This window comes from Hymenobacter sp. ISL-91, assembly GCF_018613725.1.
Classification (GTDB): domain Bacteria; phylum Bacteroidota; class Bacteroidia; order Cytophagales; family Hymenobacteraceae; genus Hymenobacter.
This window is the reverse complement of record NZ_JAGGPS010000020.1, coordinates 25,582-42,747: the sequence shown is the minus strand read 5'-3', so window position 1 is coordinate 42,747 and position 17,166 is coordinate 25,582. Positions and strand designations below refer to the sequence as shown.

Sequence of the window (17,166 nt, the reverse complement as noted above, 5' to 3'; positions counted from 1 at the left end):
TTACCCTTACCACCCAATGCAAATGATACCCATGACCACTGTTTCCGAGGTGCTGAACCATCTGAATCGAGAAGGCTATACCGTCGACTTCAACCTCCACGCCAACTGCCTGGTCTGCCACGGCAATGCCCTGCAGATTTCTCCGAACGATTTCCTGGTCGATAAGCACTACCGCTTCGAAGGCATGTCGGACCCCGGCGACGAGGCGGTGGTGTACGCCATTTCCTCGGTCCGGCACGGCGTGAAAGGCACGCTGGTGGACGGTTACGGCATTTCAAGCGAGGCCCTGAGTTCGGAGATGGTTCAGGCCCTGCGAGAAAACCCCGCCTTCTCCGCCTCGCACGATGAAACGGTGGCCCCAGCCTAAAAATCAAGGGCAATCCTTTCCAGCCGAAGCCCACTCGGTTGGTAGTTGGGCTTTGCCGTTTTGGCCTCCTCCTTTCCTGCTGCTTCCTTGATACTGCCGAAACTGGACGATTCGGCCAGTGATAACACTTTGTTTATCAACGATTTTCTCACCAACACTACTTCCCCCTTCCCCATGAAAAACGCACTGAAACCATTGCCCGCGCTGCTACTGCTGCTCAGTGGCGCTTGCCTGCAAGCCCAGGCCCAGACCACCCCCGCCACCAAGCCGATGAGCGGCCAGATGTCCAAAGACCAGATGGCCAAGGACGGTTGCACGATGAAAGACGGCAAAATGATGACGATGATGGATGGCAAAATGATGCCCATGACCAAAGACATGACCATGAGCGACGGTAGCGTCTGCAAAACCGATGGTACCTGCACCATGAAAGACGGCACCACCATGACGATGAAGGACGGCCAGTGCATGATGATGGACGGCAAGATGACCACGATGGAAGAGATGCACAAAAATGGTAAAATGAAGCGGGGCGCCAAGATGGGCAACATGAAAATGTAGCTGCCGCATCTACCCTGAAAAGGGGCGCGCTGGTGGCGGCGCGGCCCTTTTGCATTTAGCTGTCTTGCCAGCCTCCTGGTCGCAGAATCATGCAAGCTCTAAGCTTAATCCTGCACCCTTACCACGGCACTGGCCGCGTACCTTGTTTGTTATAAACCCGTAGCCTGACGTGCTCAGCTACCCTAGCTTTTACTTACCATGCAAACCCTGAAATTCAAAACTAATATCAATTGTGGCGGCTGCATTAAGTCGGTAACGCCCACGCTGAACCAGGAAGCCGGAGCCGGCAATTGGCAAGTGGATACGGCCAACCCCGACAAGCTACTCACGGTCAGTTCCGACAAACTAACGGCCGAGCAGGTAGTGCGGGCCGTGGAGGATGCCGGATTCAAGATTCAGACGGTATAAGCGGTGAACTCGCAGAACGAAAAAGGCCCGGCAAGACCGGGCTTTTTTGTTTTCAGACGCTGGCATTCAGGCGACCTAGCTGGGTTAAAAGGCGCTCGAAATTATGCAACAGTCCGTGGAAACAGCAACCAAACGGCCCCCACGCTACGGTCGTAAACCAAGCGCTTTCCAACTAGCCGCCCTCTTGAATTCAATTCTGGCAGGCCAATTACCCAACGGGTATCTTAACAACATCGACATGAAATTTAATCTGCTACTCCTTCTTCCACTGCTGACGCTGCTGCTGGCTGGCCCGCCGGCCCGGGCCCAGACGGACACGACCGTGTACACCCTGACCATGCGCCAGGAGGCGGTGAACAAGGCCGGTAAGCTGGTGCCAGCCATGACGGTGAACGGCGGTATTCCCAGCCCTACCATTCGGTTCAAGGAGGGTGGCTACGCCGTTATCTACGTCAAGAACGAGATGGACGTGGAAACGTCGGTGCACTGGCACGGGCTGTTGGTGCCCAATTTCTACGACGGCGTGCCTTACCTCAACACGCCCCCCATCCAGCCGGGCCAGACGCTGAAATACGAGTTTCCGCTCAAGCAAGCCGGCACCTACTGGTACCACTCGCACACTATGCTGCAGGAGCAGAGTGGCGTGTACGGCTCCATTGTGATTGAGCCCAAGCAGGAGCGCCTGACCTACGATAAGGACCTGGTGCTGGTGCTCTCGGACTGGACCAATCAGAAGCCTAAAAACGTGTTGCGCTTCCTGAAGCGGGGCACCGAGTGGTACAACATCCGCAAGGGCACGGCCACGCCGCTCAACCGCGTAATTGCCTGCGGGGCCCTGGGGGCCCAGCTCAACTTCTGGAAGCAGCGCATGGAAGGCTTCGATATTGCCGACGTGTACTACGATGCGTTCCTGGTGAACGGCCAGCCGGTGCAGCACTACCCCGAGTTCAAGCCCGGCGAGCGGGTGCGGCTGCGCATTATCAACGGTTCGGCCTCGACTCAGTTCTGGATGACATTTGGGGGCGAGGACCCGCTGCTGGTGGCCGCCGACGGCCAGGACGTGGTGCCAGTGAAGCACAACAAAACCTTTATCGCGGTGGCCGAAACCTACGATTTCCTGGTTACCGTGCCGGCCAATGGTCAGCTGGAGCTCCGGGCCATGGCTCAGGACGGCTCCGGCACTACCTCGGCTTACATTGGTGCGGGCCCGGTGCTGGCCTCCCCGGTGCTGGCCAAACCCGACAAAATCGGGCTCATGCAGCAGATGGCTAAAATGAAGATGCGCATGGGCGCGCCGGCCCTTAAGTTCCGGCCTAACCACGTCGACCCCCAGCAGATGAAGGAGAACTGGGGGATGCAGATGGATATGAAGGGGAAAAGCGGAAAGATGGGTGGTATGGATATGGGCAGCAACAAGATGGGCGCTGACAAGCCGATGGCTGGCATGGACATGGGCAGCGGCGACAAGATGGACGGCATGAAGATGAACGACCAGCCCGCGCAACCCAAGCCCGCTATGGCCGGCATGCCAATGAAGGATACCCAGAAGATGGAGGGCATGAACATGCCCGCCGACACGGCCCACGCCGGGCACCAGATGCCGATGAGCGGCATGAAAAAGGGTGCCGACAAGCCGATGGCTGGCATGGACATGGGCGGCGGTCAGAAAAAGGGAGGCATGAGCGGCATGGCTATGGGCGGTATGGACATGTTCTCGGAGTACGGCTACGACTACCTGCGCGCCCCGCAGAAAACGGCCTACGCCGACAGTCTGCCCGTGCGTGAAATCCTGCTCAACCTCACCGGCAACATGCAGCGCTACATCTGGAGCATGAACGGCGTGCCGTTGTCGTCGGCCGATAAAATCCCGATTCGGGACCACCAGGTTACGCGCATCACCTACAACAACCTGACGATGATGCACCACCCCATGCACCTGCACGGGCACTTTTTTCGGGTCATCAACGAAAACGGCGAGTACTCACCCCTCAAGCACACGGTGAATGTGCCGCCCATGAAGCAGGTCACAATTGAGGTGCTCGGCGATACGTATGGAGACTGGTTTCTGCACTGCCACATCCTCTACCACCTCACTGGCGGCATGGCCCGCATCGTGAGCTACGACACGCCCCGCGACCCGCGCCTGAAGGGCTCCCCGGTGAGCAAGCTGCTACGCGAAACCAACCGCTACTACACCTGGGGCCGGCTTGATGTGGCCTCGCACATGAGCAGCCTGAACCTGATGTCGTCGGATATCCGCAACCAGTTCAACCTGAGCGTGGAGTACGGCTGGAACCGCAATATGGAAACGGAGGCCACCTACGAGCGTTACCTCTACGATTACCTGCGCGTGTTCGGGGGCGTGAACGTGGAAAACACCCGTCGCCGGGCCGCCCCGGCTCCCACCGAGCAGGGCCCGGGCCGGATGATGACCGAGACTTCCACCACGGCCGTGGCCGGCCTGCGTTTTCTCACGCCCTACCTGTTCAGCCTCGACGCCCGCATCGATAATAAGTTGCGCCCCCGCCTGAGCCTAGGCCGCGAAATCATGGTTTTCCCCCGCCTGCTGGCGTTCGGCTACTATGAGTTTCAGGCCGACTTCGGCTGGGTGAACAAGCTGGAAAACAACCGGAGCTTCACGAAGGAAGTGGTTTGGAACACCGGGTTGGAGTACATGCTTTCCCGCAATTTCTCGCTCATGGGCAGCTACGACAACCGCTTCGGCGGCGGCGGCGGCCTGAGCGTCCGGTTTTAATTCTGGCCCGGCGGTTTTGCCGCCTGCTTGATAAATGACTCATAATTAGCGTCTTTCATTGTTTGTTTGCTCACATGACTATTACCCGTCAAACTTTGCTGCTGTGGTGGGGCCTCACTGTTACGGTGTCCTACCTGATAACCGAGTACATCGGCCGCACGATGGAAGAAGGTCACAGTGCCGTACTCTGGACCTGGATACTGGCTATGCTGATTCCGGTAGGCATGACGCTACTGCTCGACAAGCGCAATGCCTTGGTGTGGGTGTGGGCCGGGGCCACGGTGCTGGCCACGGCCGAGAACTACTGGGCGCACGCGGCCGAGGCCAAATCCATTATGCCTTTCAGCTTCCATACGCTCTGGTTTCTGTTCGGGGCCCTGGGCTTCGCCTACACTGCCACGGCTGCAGAGGGCACCCGCCGCAAACAGCTCTACGGCCTGGCCGCCCTGCTCAATTTGGTGGGGGCCGTGGCCCTGTTCTTCAACCACGAGCTGCTCGAAGGCTACCAGTATATCATCCTGGCCGTAATCCAGGGTTTGCCCATGCTGCTCGATGTGCCCCTGCGTCGGCAGCAACATCAGGCGAAGCCGGCTTAGCACGGCCCTTCACTGCTTCGCCTCCGGGCGGAGCAATACCTGCTCCGAGGCAAACCGTCGGTGCATTCATACATTCAGCACAACCGCCTGTTTTCGAGCAGTAACTCCAACAGCTGGCGGTTAAGCACTCACTTCTTTTTTTCTTCCTAATCCCGCCCTCTATATGGAGCACAAAACCCCCTATTCCCGCTTTTTTCTGATGCTGGGCGCCTCGCTGGTAGCCATGTATGTGGTGATGTACCTGAACGTGTACGAGTGGGACCACGTGTATTTCAGCCTCACCCGCCTGTACATGGCCCTGCTGATGCTGGTGCCGATGACCCTGGTTATGATGGGCTTCATGTGGAAAATGTACCCCAACAAGCAGCGCAATGCCCTGATTATGGGCGGCAGCCTGGTGGCGTTCGTTATCGTCACGTTTATGGTGCGCTCCCAGACCTTCGTGGGCGACACGCTGTGGATGAAGGCCATGATTCCGCATCACTCCATTGCCATCATGGTCAGCAAGCGGGCCGATATCCGGGACCCGGAGGTACGGAAGCTGGCCGATGAGATTATCGAGGCCCAGGAGCGCGAAATCAAGCAGATGAAGGAGATGATCGGCCGGTTGGAGCGCGAGCGGGCGGCCCGATAGCTGGCCCGCCTGTGCCAGTCAGGGAACGTTGGACAACAGGGCGGTACGCTGCTATTTTCTGTAGTGGGGGTAGCACAATAGTAGGAACAGAAATTCCCGGTAAGCATGGAATTGCTTTGAGGTATGCGGACCCTGATGCCCTGGACGGGCTTCCGGCTCGCCTTAGGCTCAACAGAACCCACTAGAGTTGCGTACCTTTATCCCAATGCGCCTGCTCACGTTGCTGTTCTCATTTTATATCACCTGCCTGTCCTGCCTGCCGTGCATGGACGAGGCTGTGGGGTGCGTGGAACAGGTGGGGCAGACAACCGTAGCGGCGCATTCCGACCTGGACGGGGCCAGCCGCGCCGACTGGTGCTCCCCATTATGCCAGTGTCACTGCTGCGCTGGCGTTGTAGCCCCGGCTGCCCCCGCCCCGTTGTGGACCGCCGCCCCGGCCCCGGCCTGGAACGTAGGCCCGCATCGGGCCCGGCTGGTGAAACAAGCGCCGACCCGGATGCCGGGCGGCGTGTGGCAGCCACCCTGGGTTTAACCCTTTCTTTTTTTCCTGCTGACCCCACTGGGCCGCCGGACGCTTTATGCTGTCCGGCTGGTCAGGCTTAGCGCGTATTCGTGCTGGGTCGGGTCATGTCGCCGCCGCTCCCGCCCGTTGGGCCGGGGCCGCCGCGCCGCAGGGTTTCACTGAAAGCGTTAGACCTAACCCCCCAGCAACGGATGTTCGACCGGCTGATTCATTTTTCCATTCACAACAAACTTATTATCGGGATTTTGACCCTGGCCCTGATGGCCTGGGGCAGCTACTCGCTCTACCGTCTGCCCATCGACGCGGTGCCCGATATCACCAACAACCAGATTGTCGTGTACACGGTGGCCCCTTCGCTGGCGGCCGGCGACATCGAGCGGCTGGTTTCTTTTCCCATCGAGCAGAGCGTGGCTACGATTCCAGGCGAGCTGGAAGTGCGCTCGTTTTCCCGCTTCGGACTCTCGGTCGTTACTATCATCTTCGAGGATGGTATTGATATCTACTGGGCCCGCCAGCAGATTTCGGAGCGCCTACGCGAGGCCGAGAGCCAGATTCCGGCCGGCGTGGGCCGGCCCGAAATGGCCCCGGTTTCGACCGGGCTGGGCGAAGTCTACCAGTACCTGGTGCGGGCCAAGCCCGGCTACGAGAGCCAGTACGATGCCCGCCAGCTGCGCACGATTCAGGACTGGATTGTGCGCCGGCAGCTGCTGGGTACGCCCGGCGTGGCCGACGTGAGCTCCTTCGGGGGGCTGCTCAAGCAGTACGAAGTATCACTTACCCCGGAACGGCTGCGCTCGTTGAACATCACCATTGAGGAGGTGTATCAGGCCGTTTCGCGCAACAACCAGAACACGGGCGGGGCCTACCTCGACCGCAACCCCACGGCCTACTTTATTCGCACCGAGGGGCTGGTGACTAGCCCGGAGGACATCGGCAATATCGTGGTGAAGAACACGGCGGCCGGGCTGCCCATCCTGGTGCGCGACGTGGCCAGCATCCGCCTGGGTTCGGCCGTGCGCTACGGGGCCATGACCCGCAACGGCGAGGGCGAGGTGACGGGTGGTATCGTGCTCATGCTCACGGGCGCCAATGCCAACGAGGTTATCAAGGCCGTGAAACAGCGCATGGAAACCGTGCGCAAAAGCCTGCCCGAGGGCGTAACCGTGGACGTGTACCTGGACCGCTCCGATTTGGTGGGCCGGGCCATGAGTACCGTCACTAAAAACCTGATTGAGGGGGCGTTAATTGTAATTTTCGTGCTCATCCTGTTTCTAGGTAACTGGCGGGCGGGCCTGGTGGTGGCCTCGGTGATTCCGCTGGCCATGCTGTTTGCCATTGCCATGATGCGACTGTTTGGCGTATCGGGCAACCTGATGAGCCTGGGCGCCATTGACTTCGGGCTGATTGTGGACGGGGCCGTCATTATCGTGGAGGCCATCGTGCACCGGCTGCACGGCGGCGGGCTCCGGGTGCCCGGCAACCGCCTGAGCGCCGGCCAGATGAACGCCGAAACCTACCAGGCAGCCAGCAAAATCCGGAATTCGGCCGCCTTTGGCGAAATCATCATCCTCATTGTGTACCTGCCGCTGCTGGCGCTGGGGGGCATTGAGGGCAAGATGTTCCGGCCAATGGCCGAGACCGTCATGTTCGCCATCCTGGGCGCTTTTATTCTGAGCCTGACCTACGTGCCCATGATGTCGGCGCTGGCCCTGAGTCGCAATACGCAACACAAGCCGAACTTCTCCGACAAAATGATGCGCTGGCTGGAGGCCCGCTACCAGCCCGTAATCAGCTGGGCCCTGCGGAGCAAAACGGTGGTCCTGAGCACGGCCGGAGCCCTGCTGGTTGGCACTATTCTATTGTTTCGCACGCTGGGCGGCGAGTTTATTCCCCAGTTGTCAGAGGGCGACTTCGCCATCGAAATGCGGGTGCTCACGGGCTCGTCGCTGAGCTATACCATTGAAAAGGCCACTCAGGTCGGGGGTATTTTGAAGGAGCAGTTTCCGGAGGTGAAGGAAGTGGTGGCCAAGATTGGGGCCGCCGAGATTCCCACCGACCCCATGCCGGTGGAAGCGGCCGACGTCATCGTGACGCTGAAGGACCGCCAGGAGTGGACTTCGGCCAAAACCCAACCGGAGCTGGCCGAAAAGATGGCCCAGGCCCTGAGCGTGATTCCGGGCGTAACCTTTGGCTTTCAACAACCTATCCAGATGCGCTTCAACGAGCTGATTTCCGGGGCTAAGCAGGATGTGGTGCTGAAGATTTACGGCGAGGACCTCACCCAGCTCGGCGACTACGCCGCCCGCACGGCCGCGCTCGTGCGGCAGGTGCCGGGGGCCGAGGACGTGTACGTGGAGCAGGTAACGGGCCTGCCCCAGATTGTGGTGCAGTTCGACCGCGGCAAGCTGGCCCAGTTCGGCCTGAACGTGGAGGACGTGAACCGCACGGTGCAGACGGCTTTTGCCGGGCAGGTGGCCGGGCAGGTCTTCGAGCAGGAGCGCCGCTTCGACCTGGTGCTGCGCCTGCCCCCCGACCTGCGCCAGGACATCAACAGCGTCCGTCAGCTGTTCGTGGCCACCCCAAGGGGCGAGCAGATTCCGCTGGAGCAGGTGGCCGACGTGGCCCTGCGCGAAGGGCCCAACCAGATTCAGCGCGACGACGCCAAGCGCCGCATTACCGTGGCCTTTAACGTGCGGGGCCGCGACGTGGAAAGCGTGGTAGAAGAGTTGCAGGCCAAGGTTGACCAGCAGCTGAAGCTGGCCCCCGGCTACTACGTGGCCTACGGCGGGCAGTTTGAGAACCTGCGCCAGGCCTCGCAACGGCTGGGCATTGCCGTGCCGGTGGCTTTGCTGCTGATTTTTGCTTTGCTGTATTTCACCTTCCGCTCCGTGCTCCAGGCCACCATCATTTTCACGGCTATTCCGTTGTCGGCCATTGGCGGGGTGCTCTCGCTGTGGCTGCGCGACATGCCTTTCAGCATCTCGGCCGGGGTGGGCTTTATTGCCCTGTTCGGCGTCGCGGTGCTCAATGGAGTAGTCTTGATTGGCTACTTCAACCAGTTGAAGCAGGAAGGCGTGGCCGACCTCACCGAGCGCATTATGCAAGGCACTGCTACCCGTCTGCGCCCGGTGCTGATGACGGCCGCCGTGGCCTCGCTGGGCTTTTTGCCGATGGCGCTGGCCACCTCGGCCGGGGCCGAAGTGCAGCGTCCGCTGGCGACGGTGGTGATTGGCGGGCTGGTAACGGCCACGCTGCTCACGCTGCTGGTGCTGCCCGTGCTGTACGCGCTGGTGGAAAGCCGCCGACGGGCCGCCACCCCGGCTACCCCGGCGGATGAGCCCGGCCAAGGGCTGTCGGGAACTGCTCCGGCGGCTCCGCTGCTGGCGGGAGTCGTGTTGCTGCTACTGTTGGCCGTCCCGCTTACCGGTCGGGCGCAACAAGCCCAGCTGTCAGTGGGCGGCGCGCCGTTTACGGCCCAGCAAGCCGTGGCCCAGGCGCTGCAAACCAACGGCACCGTGCAAGGAGCCCAGCGGGCGCTGGAAGCCCAGCAGGCCCTACGGCGCACGGCTACCGACCTGGGGCGCACGACCATCGGCGTTACCTACGGGCAGTATAATACCTACCGCAAGGACAACCAGTTTAACCTTAGTCAGACCTTCGCGCTGCCGGGCGTGTACCGCCGCCAGGCCCAGCTGCTCGATGCCCAGACCGGCGGCCAGCAGCTCCAGCTGGCCCAAGCGCAGGCGGAATTGCGCCGGCAGGTGCGCCTCAACTACGAGCAGGCCGTGTATGCCCGCCACCGCCTGCGCATCCTTCAGGGCCAGGACAGCCTCTACACGGAGTTTTTGCGCTACGCCCAGCTCCGGTTTAAAACCGGCGAAACGGCCCGGCTCGAACCGGCCACGGCCCTGGTGCGGCAGGGCGAAACCCAGGCGCTGATTCGGCAGGCGCGGACGGGCTACCAAGTGGCCCAGCGCCAGTTGCAGGCCCTGCTCCAGCAAGCCCAGGCCGTAGCCGTGGCCGACAGCCTGCTGCGCCCCCTTGAACCGGTGGTGCTACCGGCCTTGGGTGACACCACTCGCCTGGCGCAAAACCCGGAGGCGCAGGTGCTGCGCCAGCTAATTGCCCAGCGGCAGGCGGCCATCCGCGCCGAGCAGGCCCAGGGCCTGCCCAACATTACGCTGGGTTATTTCAACCAGTCGCTCATCGGCCCGCAGACCATTGGCGGCATTGGCGGGGCCGAACGCTACTACGCGGCCGGCCAGCGGTTCCAGGGGGTGCAGGGCTCGGTGGGCATTCCCCTTTTGCGGGGTCCGCAAAAGGGCCGGGTGCAGGCCGCCCGGCTCCAGGCGCAGGTGGCGACGGTGGCCTACCGCCGCCAGCTGGCCGAGCTGGCCGGCCGGCAGGACGAGCTGATTGCCCGGCACGCCGAGCAGCAGCAGCGCCTGAGCTTCTACCAGCAAACGGCCTTGCCGCAGGCCACCATCATCGTCCGGCTTAGCACGCTCGCTTTCAAAGCCGGCGAAACCGGCTACAGCGAGTACCTGCTCAACCTGGATAGGGCCCTGAGCCTGCGCACGGCCTATCTGGAGGTGCTGCTGGAACACAACCAAACCGTTATCGAATTGGACTACCTGCTCGGCGGACCGGCCCAATAAATTTCTCTTTCTCTTTGACTTCTTCTCATGCATAAGATAGCAATGCTGCTGCTGCTGGCCCTGGCCGGGTGCGGCAACGATACGCCCGAAAACACCTCTGACGCCACTACGCCACCCGGAACTCCGGCGGGCACCCAGGCGGCCACGCCCGCGGCGGACGAGGATAAAGCACCGACCGACGTGACGCTTTCCCCCGCCGAGCAGCGCGCGGGCGGTATCCGGCTGGGCCAAGTGCAGGACCAGGTGCTGAGCGGCGGGCTGAAAGTGAACGGCACGCTCGACGCGCCGCCCGAAAACCAGGTGGCCGTCAGTGCCCTGCTCGGGGGCATCGTGGAGCGAACCACCCTGCTACAGGGCTCGCGCGTGCGGGCCGGCCAGGTGCTGGCCACCATCCGCAACCCCGAATTCCTGACCCTGCAGCAGAACTATATGGAAACCCGGAGTCAGCTTGAATTTGCCCGGGCCGAGTATGAGCGCCAAGCCGAGCTGTACCGGCAAGAAGTGGCTCCGCAGAAAAACTTCCAGCGGGCCCGCGCCGAGTACCGGGCCCTGCAGGCCCAGGCGGCGGGCCAGGTGGCGTACCTACGCCTGGCCGGACTGCCCGTGGGGGGTAAGCTTACGGCCTCGGCCCCGGTTACGGCCCCGCGCGCGGGCTACCTGAAAGCCGTTCGGGTAAGTGCCGGACAAAATGTAACCCCCACCGACGTGCTGTTTGAAATCGTGGACCCCGGCCACCTCGACGTGGTGCTGAACGTGTTTGAGAAAGACGTGCCGCTCCTGCGCCAGGGCCAGACCGTGCGCTACAGCCTCGCCAACGACTCGGCCGGGCAAAGCCACCAGGCCAGCATCTACCTCATTGGCCGGACGGTGGACCAGGACCGCACCGTGCGCGTGTATGCGCACCTGCGCCGGGAAGATGCCAGCCGCCTGCCCGGCACCTACGTGCGGGCCGTCATCGAAACCAACACGGCCACTGTACCCGCCCTGCCCGATAAAGCCCTGGTGCAGTTCGAAGGTCGCTCCTACATCTTTCTGGCCACCGGCCAGCCCGCCGGCCCGGACGGCAGCACCTACCGCATGACCCCGGTGGAAGCGGGGGTGAGCGAAAACGGCTATACCCAGGTCACCATGCCCGAGGGCCTGAACTCCGCCACGACCCGCGTGGTGGTGGAAGGGGCTTACTCGCTGCTGGCCAAGCTCAAAAACGCCGAAGAGGAAGAATAAGGCGCCACTTCAGCGGCTCATATCATCAGTTGTCTCCCTTTCTCCTACTCAACTTACTATGCCCGATTCATCTTCTGACAACCTCAACGAGGAGTTGAACACTGCCAAACAGGTAAACCCCGAAAACGTGGGGGCCCTTACCCGCGAGCAACTCACGCCCGAAGCCGCCACCGCCCCCCGCGGCCAGGACCACGCGCCTACCAATACGGCCGACCACGACGACCATGACGGGCACGACCACGGCCCGGCCGGTGCCCACCCCTACCTAGTGCCCAGCATCAGTCTGGCGCTGCTGCTAGCCGGCATTGCGCTGGATTACTTTGATGTTCCCTTTTTCGTAGGTGCCGTGCGACTCGTCTGGTACGGGGTAGCGTTCCTACTGGTGGGCTGGAAGGTGCTGAAAGCGGCCGTGCTCAGTATTCCCAGCGGCAACGTGTTCAACGAGTTTCTGCTCATGAGCATCGCCACGCTCGGCGCGTTTGCTATTGGCGAGTACCCCGAGGGCGTGGCCGTGATGCTGTTTTATACCGTGGGTGAGCTGTTTCAGGATGCGGCCGTGAACCGGGCCAAGCGTAGCATCCGGGCCCTGCTCGAAATTCAGGCCACCGAGGTGACAGTGGTGCGCGACGGCCGGCCGTTGGTACTGGACCCCAAACAGGTGCAGGTGGGCGACGTGATGGAGGTGCGCCCCGGCGAGAAAGTGGCCCTCGACGGCACACTCAACGGCGTGGCGGCCAGCTTCAATACGGCCGCCCTCACCGGCGAGTCGGCCCCCCAGACCAAGCAGCCCGGTGAGGCCGTGCTGGCCGGCATGCTAAACGAGGGGAGCCTCGTGCAAATCACTGTCACGGCGGCTTTTGCCGACACCAAGCTGAGTAAGATTCTGGCTATGGTGCAGGACGCGGTGGGGCGCAAGGCCAAAACCCAGCAGTTCATTACCAAGTTTGCCCGCATTTACACGCCCATCGTGGTGGCGCTGGCCGTGCTGCTGGTGCTGGTGCCGTTCTTTGTCGTAGATGATTACGTGTTCCGCGAGTGGCTGTACCGGGCGCTGGTATTCCTGGTGATTTCCTGCCCCTGTGCGCTGGTTATCAGTATTCCGCTGGGCTACTTCGGCGGCATTGGGGCGGCCTCCAAAAACGGCATCCTGTTCAAGGGCTCCAACTTTTTGGATGTGCTGCGCGACATTGATACCGTGGTGATGGACAAAACCGGCACGCTCACCGAGGGCGTGTTTGCCGTGCGCCAGGTGCAGCCCGCCGCCGGCACCGATGCGCCCGACTTGCTGCGGCTGGTAGGGGCGCTGGAAACCAAATCGACCCACCCCATTGCCAAAGCCGTGGTAAAATACGCGGCCGAAGCGGTGCACGGCGTACCGGTGGAAAGTGTATCGGAAATTGCCGGCCACGGCCTGCGCGGTCGGGTGGATGGGCGCGACGTGCTGGCCGGCAACACCAAGCTGCTGCGCAAGTTCGACGTGACGTATCCGCCGGAAGTGGATGAAGTCGTGGACAGCATCGTGGTGGTAGCCGTGGATGGAAAATACGCCGGCTACCTCACCGTGGCCGATGCCCCTAAAGCCGACGCCGCCCAGGCCGTGCGCGAGTTGCGGGCCGACGGTATCACCAAGCTGGTCATGCTCTCGGGCGACAAGGACAGCATCGTGCAGCGCGTAGCCGCTGAGCTGGGCATTACCGAAGCCCACGGCGGCCTGCTGCCCGAAGATAAGGCCCGCTACGTGCAGCAGTACCTGGATGCCGGCCGCAAGCTGGCCTTTGTGGGCGACGGCGTGAACGACGCCCCCGTGGTGGCCCTGGCCGACGTGGGCATTGCGATGGGCGGGCTGGGCTCCGACGCGACCATCGAAACCGCCGACGTGGTTATCCAGACCGACCACCCGAGCAAAATTGCCACCGCCCGCCGTATCGCCCGCGCTACCCACACGGTGGTGTGGCAGAATATCTGGCTGGCGTTCATCGTGAAAGGCGTGGTGCTGGCGCTGGGCGCGGGGGGGCTGGCCACCATGTGGGAGGCCGTGTTTGCCGACGTAGGCGTGGCCCTGCTTGCCATCCTGAACGCCGTGCGGATTCAGCGGATGAATTTCCGCTCATCCGCTGACTCACTGGTGGCAAAGCCAGCTAGCGAACTGAGCGACAAGCCTAACCATCCTAACAACCAAGCGACATGAGTGGCAACCACGGACTAAGCGGTAGCGCCGCCGGCCGCAACAAGCGGCAGCTCACCGTCGTCTTCTTCCTGACCCTGACTTACCTAGTGGCCGAGGTCGTGGGCGGATTCTGGACCGGCAGCCTGGCTTTGCTGGCCGACGCTGGCCACATGCTCACCGACGTGGCGGGCGTGGGGCTGGCGCTGCTGGCCATCCGCTTCGCCGAGAAGCCGGCTACGCCCCAGCGGACCTACGGCTACTACCGTTTCGAAATTCTGGCCGCTCTGACCAACGCGGTAGTACTGATTCTGATTTCGATTTACATTCTTTATGAAGCCTACTTCCGCTTCCGCAATCCGGTTCAGGTAGAAAGCACGGGCATGTTATGGATAGCGGGCATTGGTCTGGTCATTAATCTATATAGCATGTACCTGCTACGCGAGGGCAAGGAGGAGAGCCTGAACATGAAGGGCGCCTATTTTGAGGTGCTCAGCGATATGCTCACCTCCATCGGGGTCATTGCCGCCGGCATCATCATGCTCACTACGGGCTGGTATTACGCCGACCCGCTGCTCTCGGCCGGCATTGGGCTGTTCATTCTACCCCGCACCTGGACGCTGCTCAAGGAGGCTGTGAACATCTTATTGGAAGGGACCCCGGCCGATGTGAACCTGGAGGAACTGCGGCAGGGCCTACTGCAGGTGCCGGGCGTGGCAGCCGTCCACGACCTGCACGCCTGGGTGCTCACCTCCGGTGTTAACGCCCTCAGCGGCCACGTGGTGCTTGCCGACGGAGCCACCCACGACGACGTGCTCACCCGCGCCCACGCCTACGTCACCACCAAGCACGCCGTGCAGCACGCCACCATTCAGGTGGAGCGCGGCGACTTCACGAAGCACGAAACCCACCTATAAATTCTACAAGCCTTTTCCCAACTAAAATCTACCCCATGACTACCTACGACGTTATTATCATCGGCTCTGGCCCCGGCGGCTACATCGCGGCCGTACGCTGCGGCCAGTTGGGCCTGAAAACGGCCATCATCGAGAAGTACGACACGCTGGGCGGCACCTGCCTCAACGTGGGCTGCATCCCGAGCAAAGCCGTGCTCGAATCCACTGAGTACTACCACAAGGCGGCCCACCAGTTTGCCGAGCACGGCATCGACCTCGACAACCTGCGCGCCGATTTGCCCCGCCTGATGGACCGTAAGGACCGGGTGGTGCAAAAGGTGTGCGACGGGGTGGTACATCTGATGAAGAAAAACAAGGCCGATGTCATCCACGGCGTAGCAGCCTTCGTGGATGCTCACACGCTTACCGTCACGGCCGCTGACGGCAGCACCCAGCAGCTCACGGCCAAGAACATCATCATCGCCACCGGCTCCAAGCCCAGCACTTTGCCTTTCGTGACGCTCGACAAGGAGCGCATCATTACCAGCACCGAGGCGCTGACCCTGCGCACACTGCCCAAGCACCTGATTATCATCGGCGGGGGCGTCATCGGCTTGGAGCTGGGCTCGGTGTACGCCCGGCTGGGCAGCAAAGTGTCGGTGGTGGAATACACCGACGGCATCATCCCCACAATGGACCGCGCCCTGGGCAAAGAGCTGCTCAAGTCGCTGAAGAAAACCGGCCTGGAATTTTACCTGAGCCACAAAGTAACCGCCGTCACTCGCGTGGGCGATAAGGTGAGCCTGGTGGCCCAGGGCGGGCCATCGGCCGAGCTGCAGCTGGAGGGCGACTACTGCTTGGTATCGGTGGGCCGCCGTCCCTACACTGACGGGCTGAACCTGGCCGCGGCGGGCGTAGCCGTGGATGAGAAGGGCCGGGTGCAGGTTAATGAGGATTTGCAGACCACCGTGCCCGGCATCTGGGCCATCGGCGACGTGGTGCGCGGGGCCATGCTGGCCCATAAGGCTTCTGATGAGGGCGTGTACGTGGCCGAGCTGATTGCCGGCAAGTTTCCCGAAATCAATTATTTACTCATTCCTAACGTGGTGTACACCTGGCCCGAAGTGGCTGGCGTGGGTTATACCGAGGAGCAGCTAAAAGAACAAGGGCTGGCGTATAAAGTAGGGTCCTTCTCGTACTCGGCCTCGGGCCGGGCGGTGGCCGGCGGCGAAACGGAAGGCTTAGTAAAGGTGCTGACCCAGGCCGGGACCGATGAGATTTTAGGGGTGCATATGATTGGTCCCCGTATTGCCGATATTATCGCTGAGGCCGTGAGCATCATGCACTTCCGCGGGGCGGCTGAAGACGTGGGCCTGATGTCGCACGCCCACCCCACGTACGCCGAAGCCTTCAAGGAAGCCTGCCTCAATGCCGCTGGCATCGGGGCGCTGAACATGTAATTCCGACATCATGCCTTTTCTGCTCTCCGCTGCGCCCGCCGTTACGCCTTCCTGGTCCCAAGTACTACTCTACGCGCTGGTGCCCGCCGCCGTCATGGTCGTGGGAGCCGTAATTGCTGTTCTCCGCACGCCGGGCGCAGCCATCCGTAGCGCCATTCTGCATTTTGCCGCCGGGGTAGTTTTCTCCGTGGTCGCCGTCGAGTTGCTGCCCGATATTGTGGCCCGGCACCGGCCGCTGGAAGTAGGCCTGGGCTTCGCCATTGGGGTCGTGGTAATGCTGGCGTTGCGCTATTTCACCCGCAAGGCAGCTAAGCAGGAAGAAGCCGCTCCCACCCCGACCCGGCCTTCGGAAGGGCTGCCGTCCTCCGAAAATGAAGTCGATAAGGCGGTAGCGGTCAGTCCCGCAACGCTGCCGATGGGCTTACTTACTGGGGTAGGTATCGATATCCTTATCGATGGTCTGCTACTGGGCATTGGCTTTGCGGCTGGAGCCGAAGAAGGGCTGTTACTGGCCGTTGCGCTAACCATCGAAGTGCTGTCGTTAGGCTTGGCCACGGCCGTAGAACTGCGGCAGCAGGGCCAGGGTAAGGCCCGTTCCGTAGGCATTGTGGCAGCGTTGTCGGCGCTGCTGGTGGTTGGGGCCGGCGTTGGCATTGCCGTGCTGAAAGGAGCCTCTGATAACGTTATGGAGCTGGTGCTCTCCTTCGGGCTGGCGGCGCTGCTGTTCCTGGTAACGGAGGAGCTGCTGACCGAGGCCCACGAGGAGCCCGAGTCGCCCTGGCTGACGGCCATGTTCTTCGTGGGATTTCTCGTGTTTCTACTGCTGGGCATGGTTGCCTAGTAGCTATTTAGCAGTTCCTTATGCTCTTACGAAGGCTGCGCTCTGGTTCAACGCTGCCCTTCGCTTTTTTTCGAACCAT

At 61.8% G+C, this 17,166-nt stretch carries 13 protein-coding genes; all 13 read left to right on the top strand.

Annotated elements, in window-relative coordinates; all coding sequences use genetic code 11:
* The first annotated feature begins 16 nt into the window (after positions 1 to 16).
* Positions 17 to 367, top strand: a complete 351-nt coding sequence (locus J7E24_RS09335) for a phosphoribosylpyrophosphate synthetase (protein WP_251047122.1) — start codon at positions 17 to 19, stop codon at positions 365 to 367.
* Positions 368 to 541: 174 nt separating this feature from the next.
* Positions 542 to 928, top strand: coding sequence for a DUF6799 domain-containing protein (locus J7E24_RS09330; protein ID WP_019949144.1), 387 nt, complete (start codon positions 542 to 544; stop codon positions 926 to 928).
* 198 nt (positions 929 to 1,126) lie between these two features.
* A complete protein-coding gene (locus J7E24_RS09325; protein ID WP_019949145.1) occupies positions 1,127 to 1,336 on the top strand; it encodes a heavy-metal-associated domain-containing protein in 210 nt (69 codons plus the stop codon).
* A 238-nt stretch (positions 1,337 to 1,574) separates the two neighbouring features.
* Positions 1,575 to 4,091: a multicopper oxidase domain-containing protein gene (locus J7E24_RS09320; protein WP_019949146.1), complete on the top strand. Its 2,517-nt coding sequence runs from the start codon at positions 1,575 to 1,577 to the stop codon at positions 4,089 to 4,091.
* Positions 4,092 to 4,165: 74 nt separating this feature from the next.
* Entirely contained in the window at positions 4,166 to 4,687 is a 522-nt protein-coding gene (locus J7E24_RS09315) for a hypothetical protein (protein ID WP_019949147.1), read from the top strand.
* A gap of 163 nt (positions 4,688 to 4,850) precedes the next feature.
* Positions 4,851 to 5,321: a DUF305 domain-containing protein gene (locus J7E24_RS09310; RefSeq protein ID WP_019949148.1), complete on the top strand. Its 471-nt coding sequence runs from the start codon at positions 4,851 to 4,853 to the stop codon at positions 5,319 to 5,321.
* Positions 5,322 to 5,526: 205 nt separating this feature from the next.
* Complete coding sequence (locus J7E24_RS09305) at positions 5,527 to 5,853, top strand: DUF6660 family protein (RefSeq protein ID WP_215137426.1); 327 nt, start codon at positions 5,527 to 5,529, stop codon at positions 5,851 to 5,853.
* Between the two features lie 182 nt (positions 5,854 to 6,035).
* On the top strand, positions 6,036 to 10,502 hold the full coding sequence (locus J7E24_RS09300) for a CusA/CzcA family heavy metal efflux RND transporter (protein WP_019949149.1): 4,467 nt from the start codon (positions 6,036 to 6,038) through the stop codon (positions 10,500 to 10,502).
* Positions 10,503 to 10,529: 27 nt separating this feature from the next.
* Positions 10,530 to 11,726 (top strand): efflux RND transporter periplasmic adaptor subunit, encoded by a 1,197-nt coding sequence (locus tag J7E24_RS09295; protein ID WP_083937814.1) that lies wholly within the window; start codon positions 10,530 to 10,532, stop codon positions 11,724 to 11,726.
* 58 nt (positions 11,727 to 11,784) lie between these two features.
* Positions 11,785 to 13,914 carry a heavy metal translocating P-type ATPase gene (locus J7E24_RS09290; protein WP_215137425.1) on the top strand — a complete coding sequence of 710 codons (2,130 nt, stop codon included), beginning with the start codon at positions 11,785 to 11,787 and terminating at the stop codon, positions 13,912 to 13,914.
* Complete coding sequence (locus tag J7E24_RS09285) at positions 13,911 to 14,807, top strand: cation diffusion facilitator family transporter (RefSeq protein WP_019949152.1); 897 nt, start codon at positions 13,911 to 13,913, stop codon at positions 14,805 to 14,807. The genes J7E24_RS09290 and J7E24_RS09285 overlap by 4 nt, the downstream gene beginning before the upstream one ends.
* Before the next feature lie 35 nt (positions 14,808 to 14,842).
* Complete coding sequence (gene lpdA, locus J7E24_RS09280) at positions 14,843 to 16,246, top strand: dihydrolipoyl dehydrogenase (RefSeq protein WP_019949153.1); 1,404 nt, start codon at positions 14,843 to 14,845, stop codon at positions 16,244 to 16,246.
* Positions 16,247 to 16,256: 10 nt separating this feature from the next.
* Positions 16,257 to 17,087, top strand: a complete 831-nt coding sequence (locus tag J7E24_RS09275) for a ZIP family metal transporter (RefSeq protein WP_071595219.1) — start codon at positions 16,257 to 16,259, stop codon at positions 17,085 to 17,087.
* Positions 17,088 to 17,166 lie beyond the last annotated feature (79 nt).

Coding starts and splice junctions, on each gene's coding strand:
- J7E24_RS09295 (WP_083937814.1), top strand. CDS start 10,530: ATGCATAAGATAGCAATGCTGCTGCTGCTGGCCCTGGCCGGGTGCGGC.
- J7E24_RS09275 (WP_071595219.1), top strand. CDS start 16,257: ATGCCTTTTCTGCTCTCCGCTGCGCCCGCCGTTACGCCTTCCTGGTCC.
- J7E24_RS09330 (WP_019949144.1), top strand. CDS start 542: ATGAAAAACGCACTGAAACCATTGCCCGCGCTGCTACTGCTGCTCAGT.
- J7E24_RS09285 (WP_019949152.1), top strand. CDS start 13,911: ATGAGTGGCAACCACGGACTAAGCGGTAGCGCCGCCGGCCGCAACAAG.
- J7E24_RS09305 (WP_215137426.1), top strand. CDS start 5,527: ATGCGCCTGCTCACGTTGCTGTTCTCATTTTATATCACCTGCCTGTCC.
- J7E24_RS09335 (WP_251047122.1), top strand. CDS start 17: ATGCAAATGATACCCATGACCACTGTTTCCGAGGTGCTGAACCATCTG.
- J7E24_RS09290 (WP_215137425.1), top strand. CDS start 11,785: ATGCCCGATTCATCTTCTGACAACCTCAACGAGGAGTTGAACACTGCC.
- J7E24_RS09300 (WP_019949149.1), top strand. CDS start 6,036: ATGTTCGACCGGCTGATTCATTTTTCCATTCACAACAAACTTATTATC.
- lpdA (WP_019949153.1), top strand. CDS start 14,843: ATGACTACCTACGACGTTATTATCATCGGCTCTGGCCCCGGCGGCTAC.
- J7E24_RS09315 (WP_019949147.1), top strand. CDS start 4,166: ATGACTATTACCCGTCAAACTTTGCTGCTGTGGTGGGGCCTCACTGTT.
- J7E24_RS09320 (WP_019949146.1), top strand. CDS start 1,575: ATGAAATTTAATCTGCTACTCCTTCTTCCACTGCTGACGCTGCTGCTG.
- J7E24_RS09325 (WP_019949145.1), top strand. CDS start 1,127: ATGCAAACCCTGAAATTCAAAACTAATATCAATTGTGGCGGCTGCATT.
- J7E24_RS09310 (WP_019949148.1), top strand. CDS start 4,851: ATGGAGCACAAAACCCCCTATTCCCGCTTTTTTCTGATGCTGGGCGCC.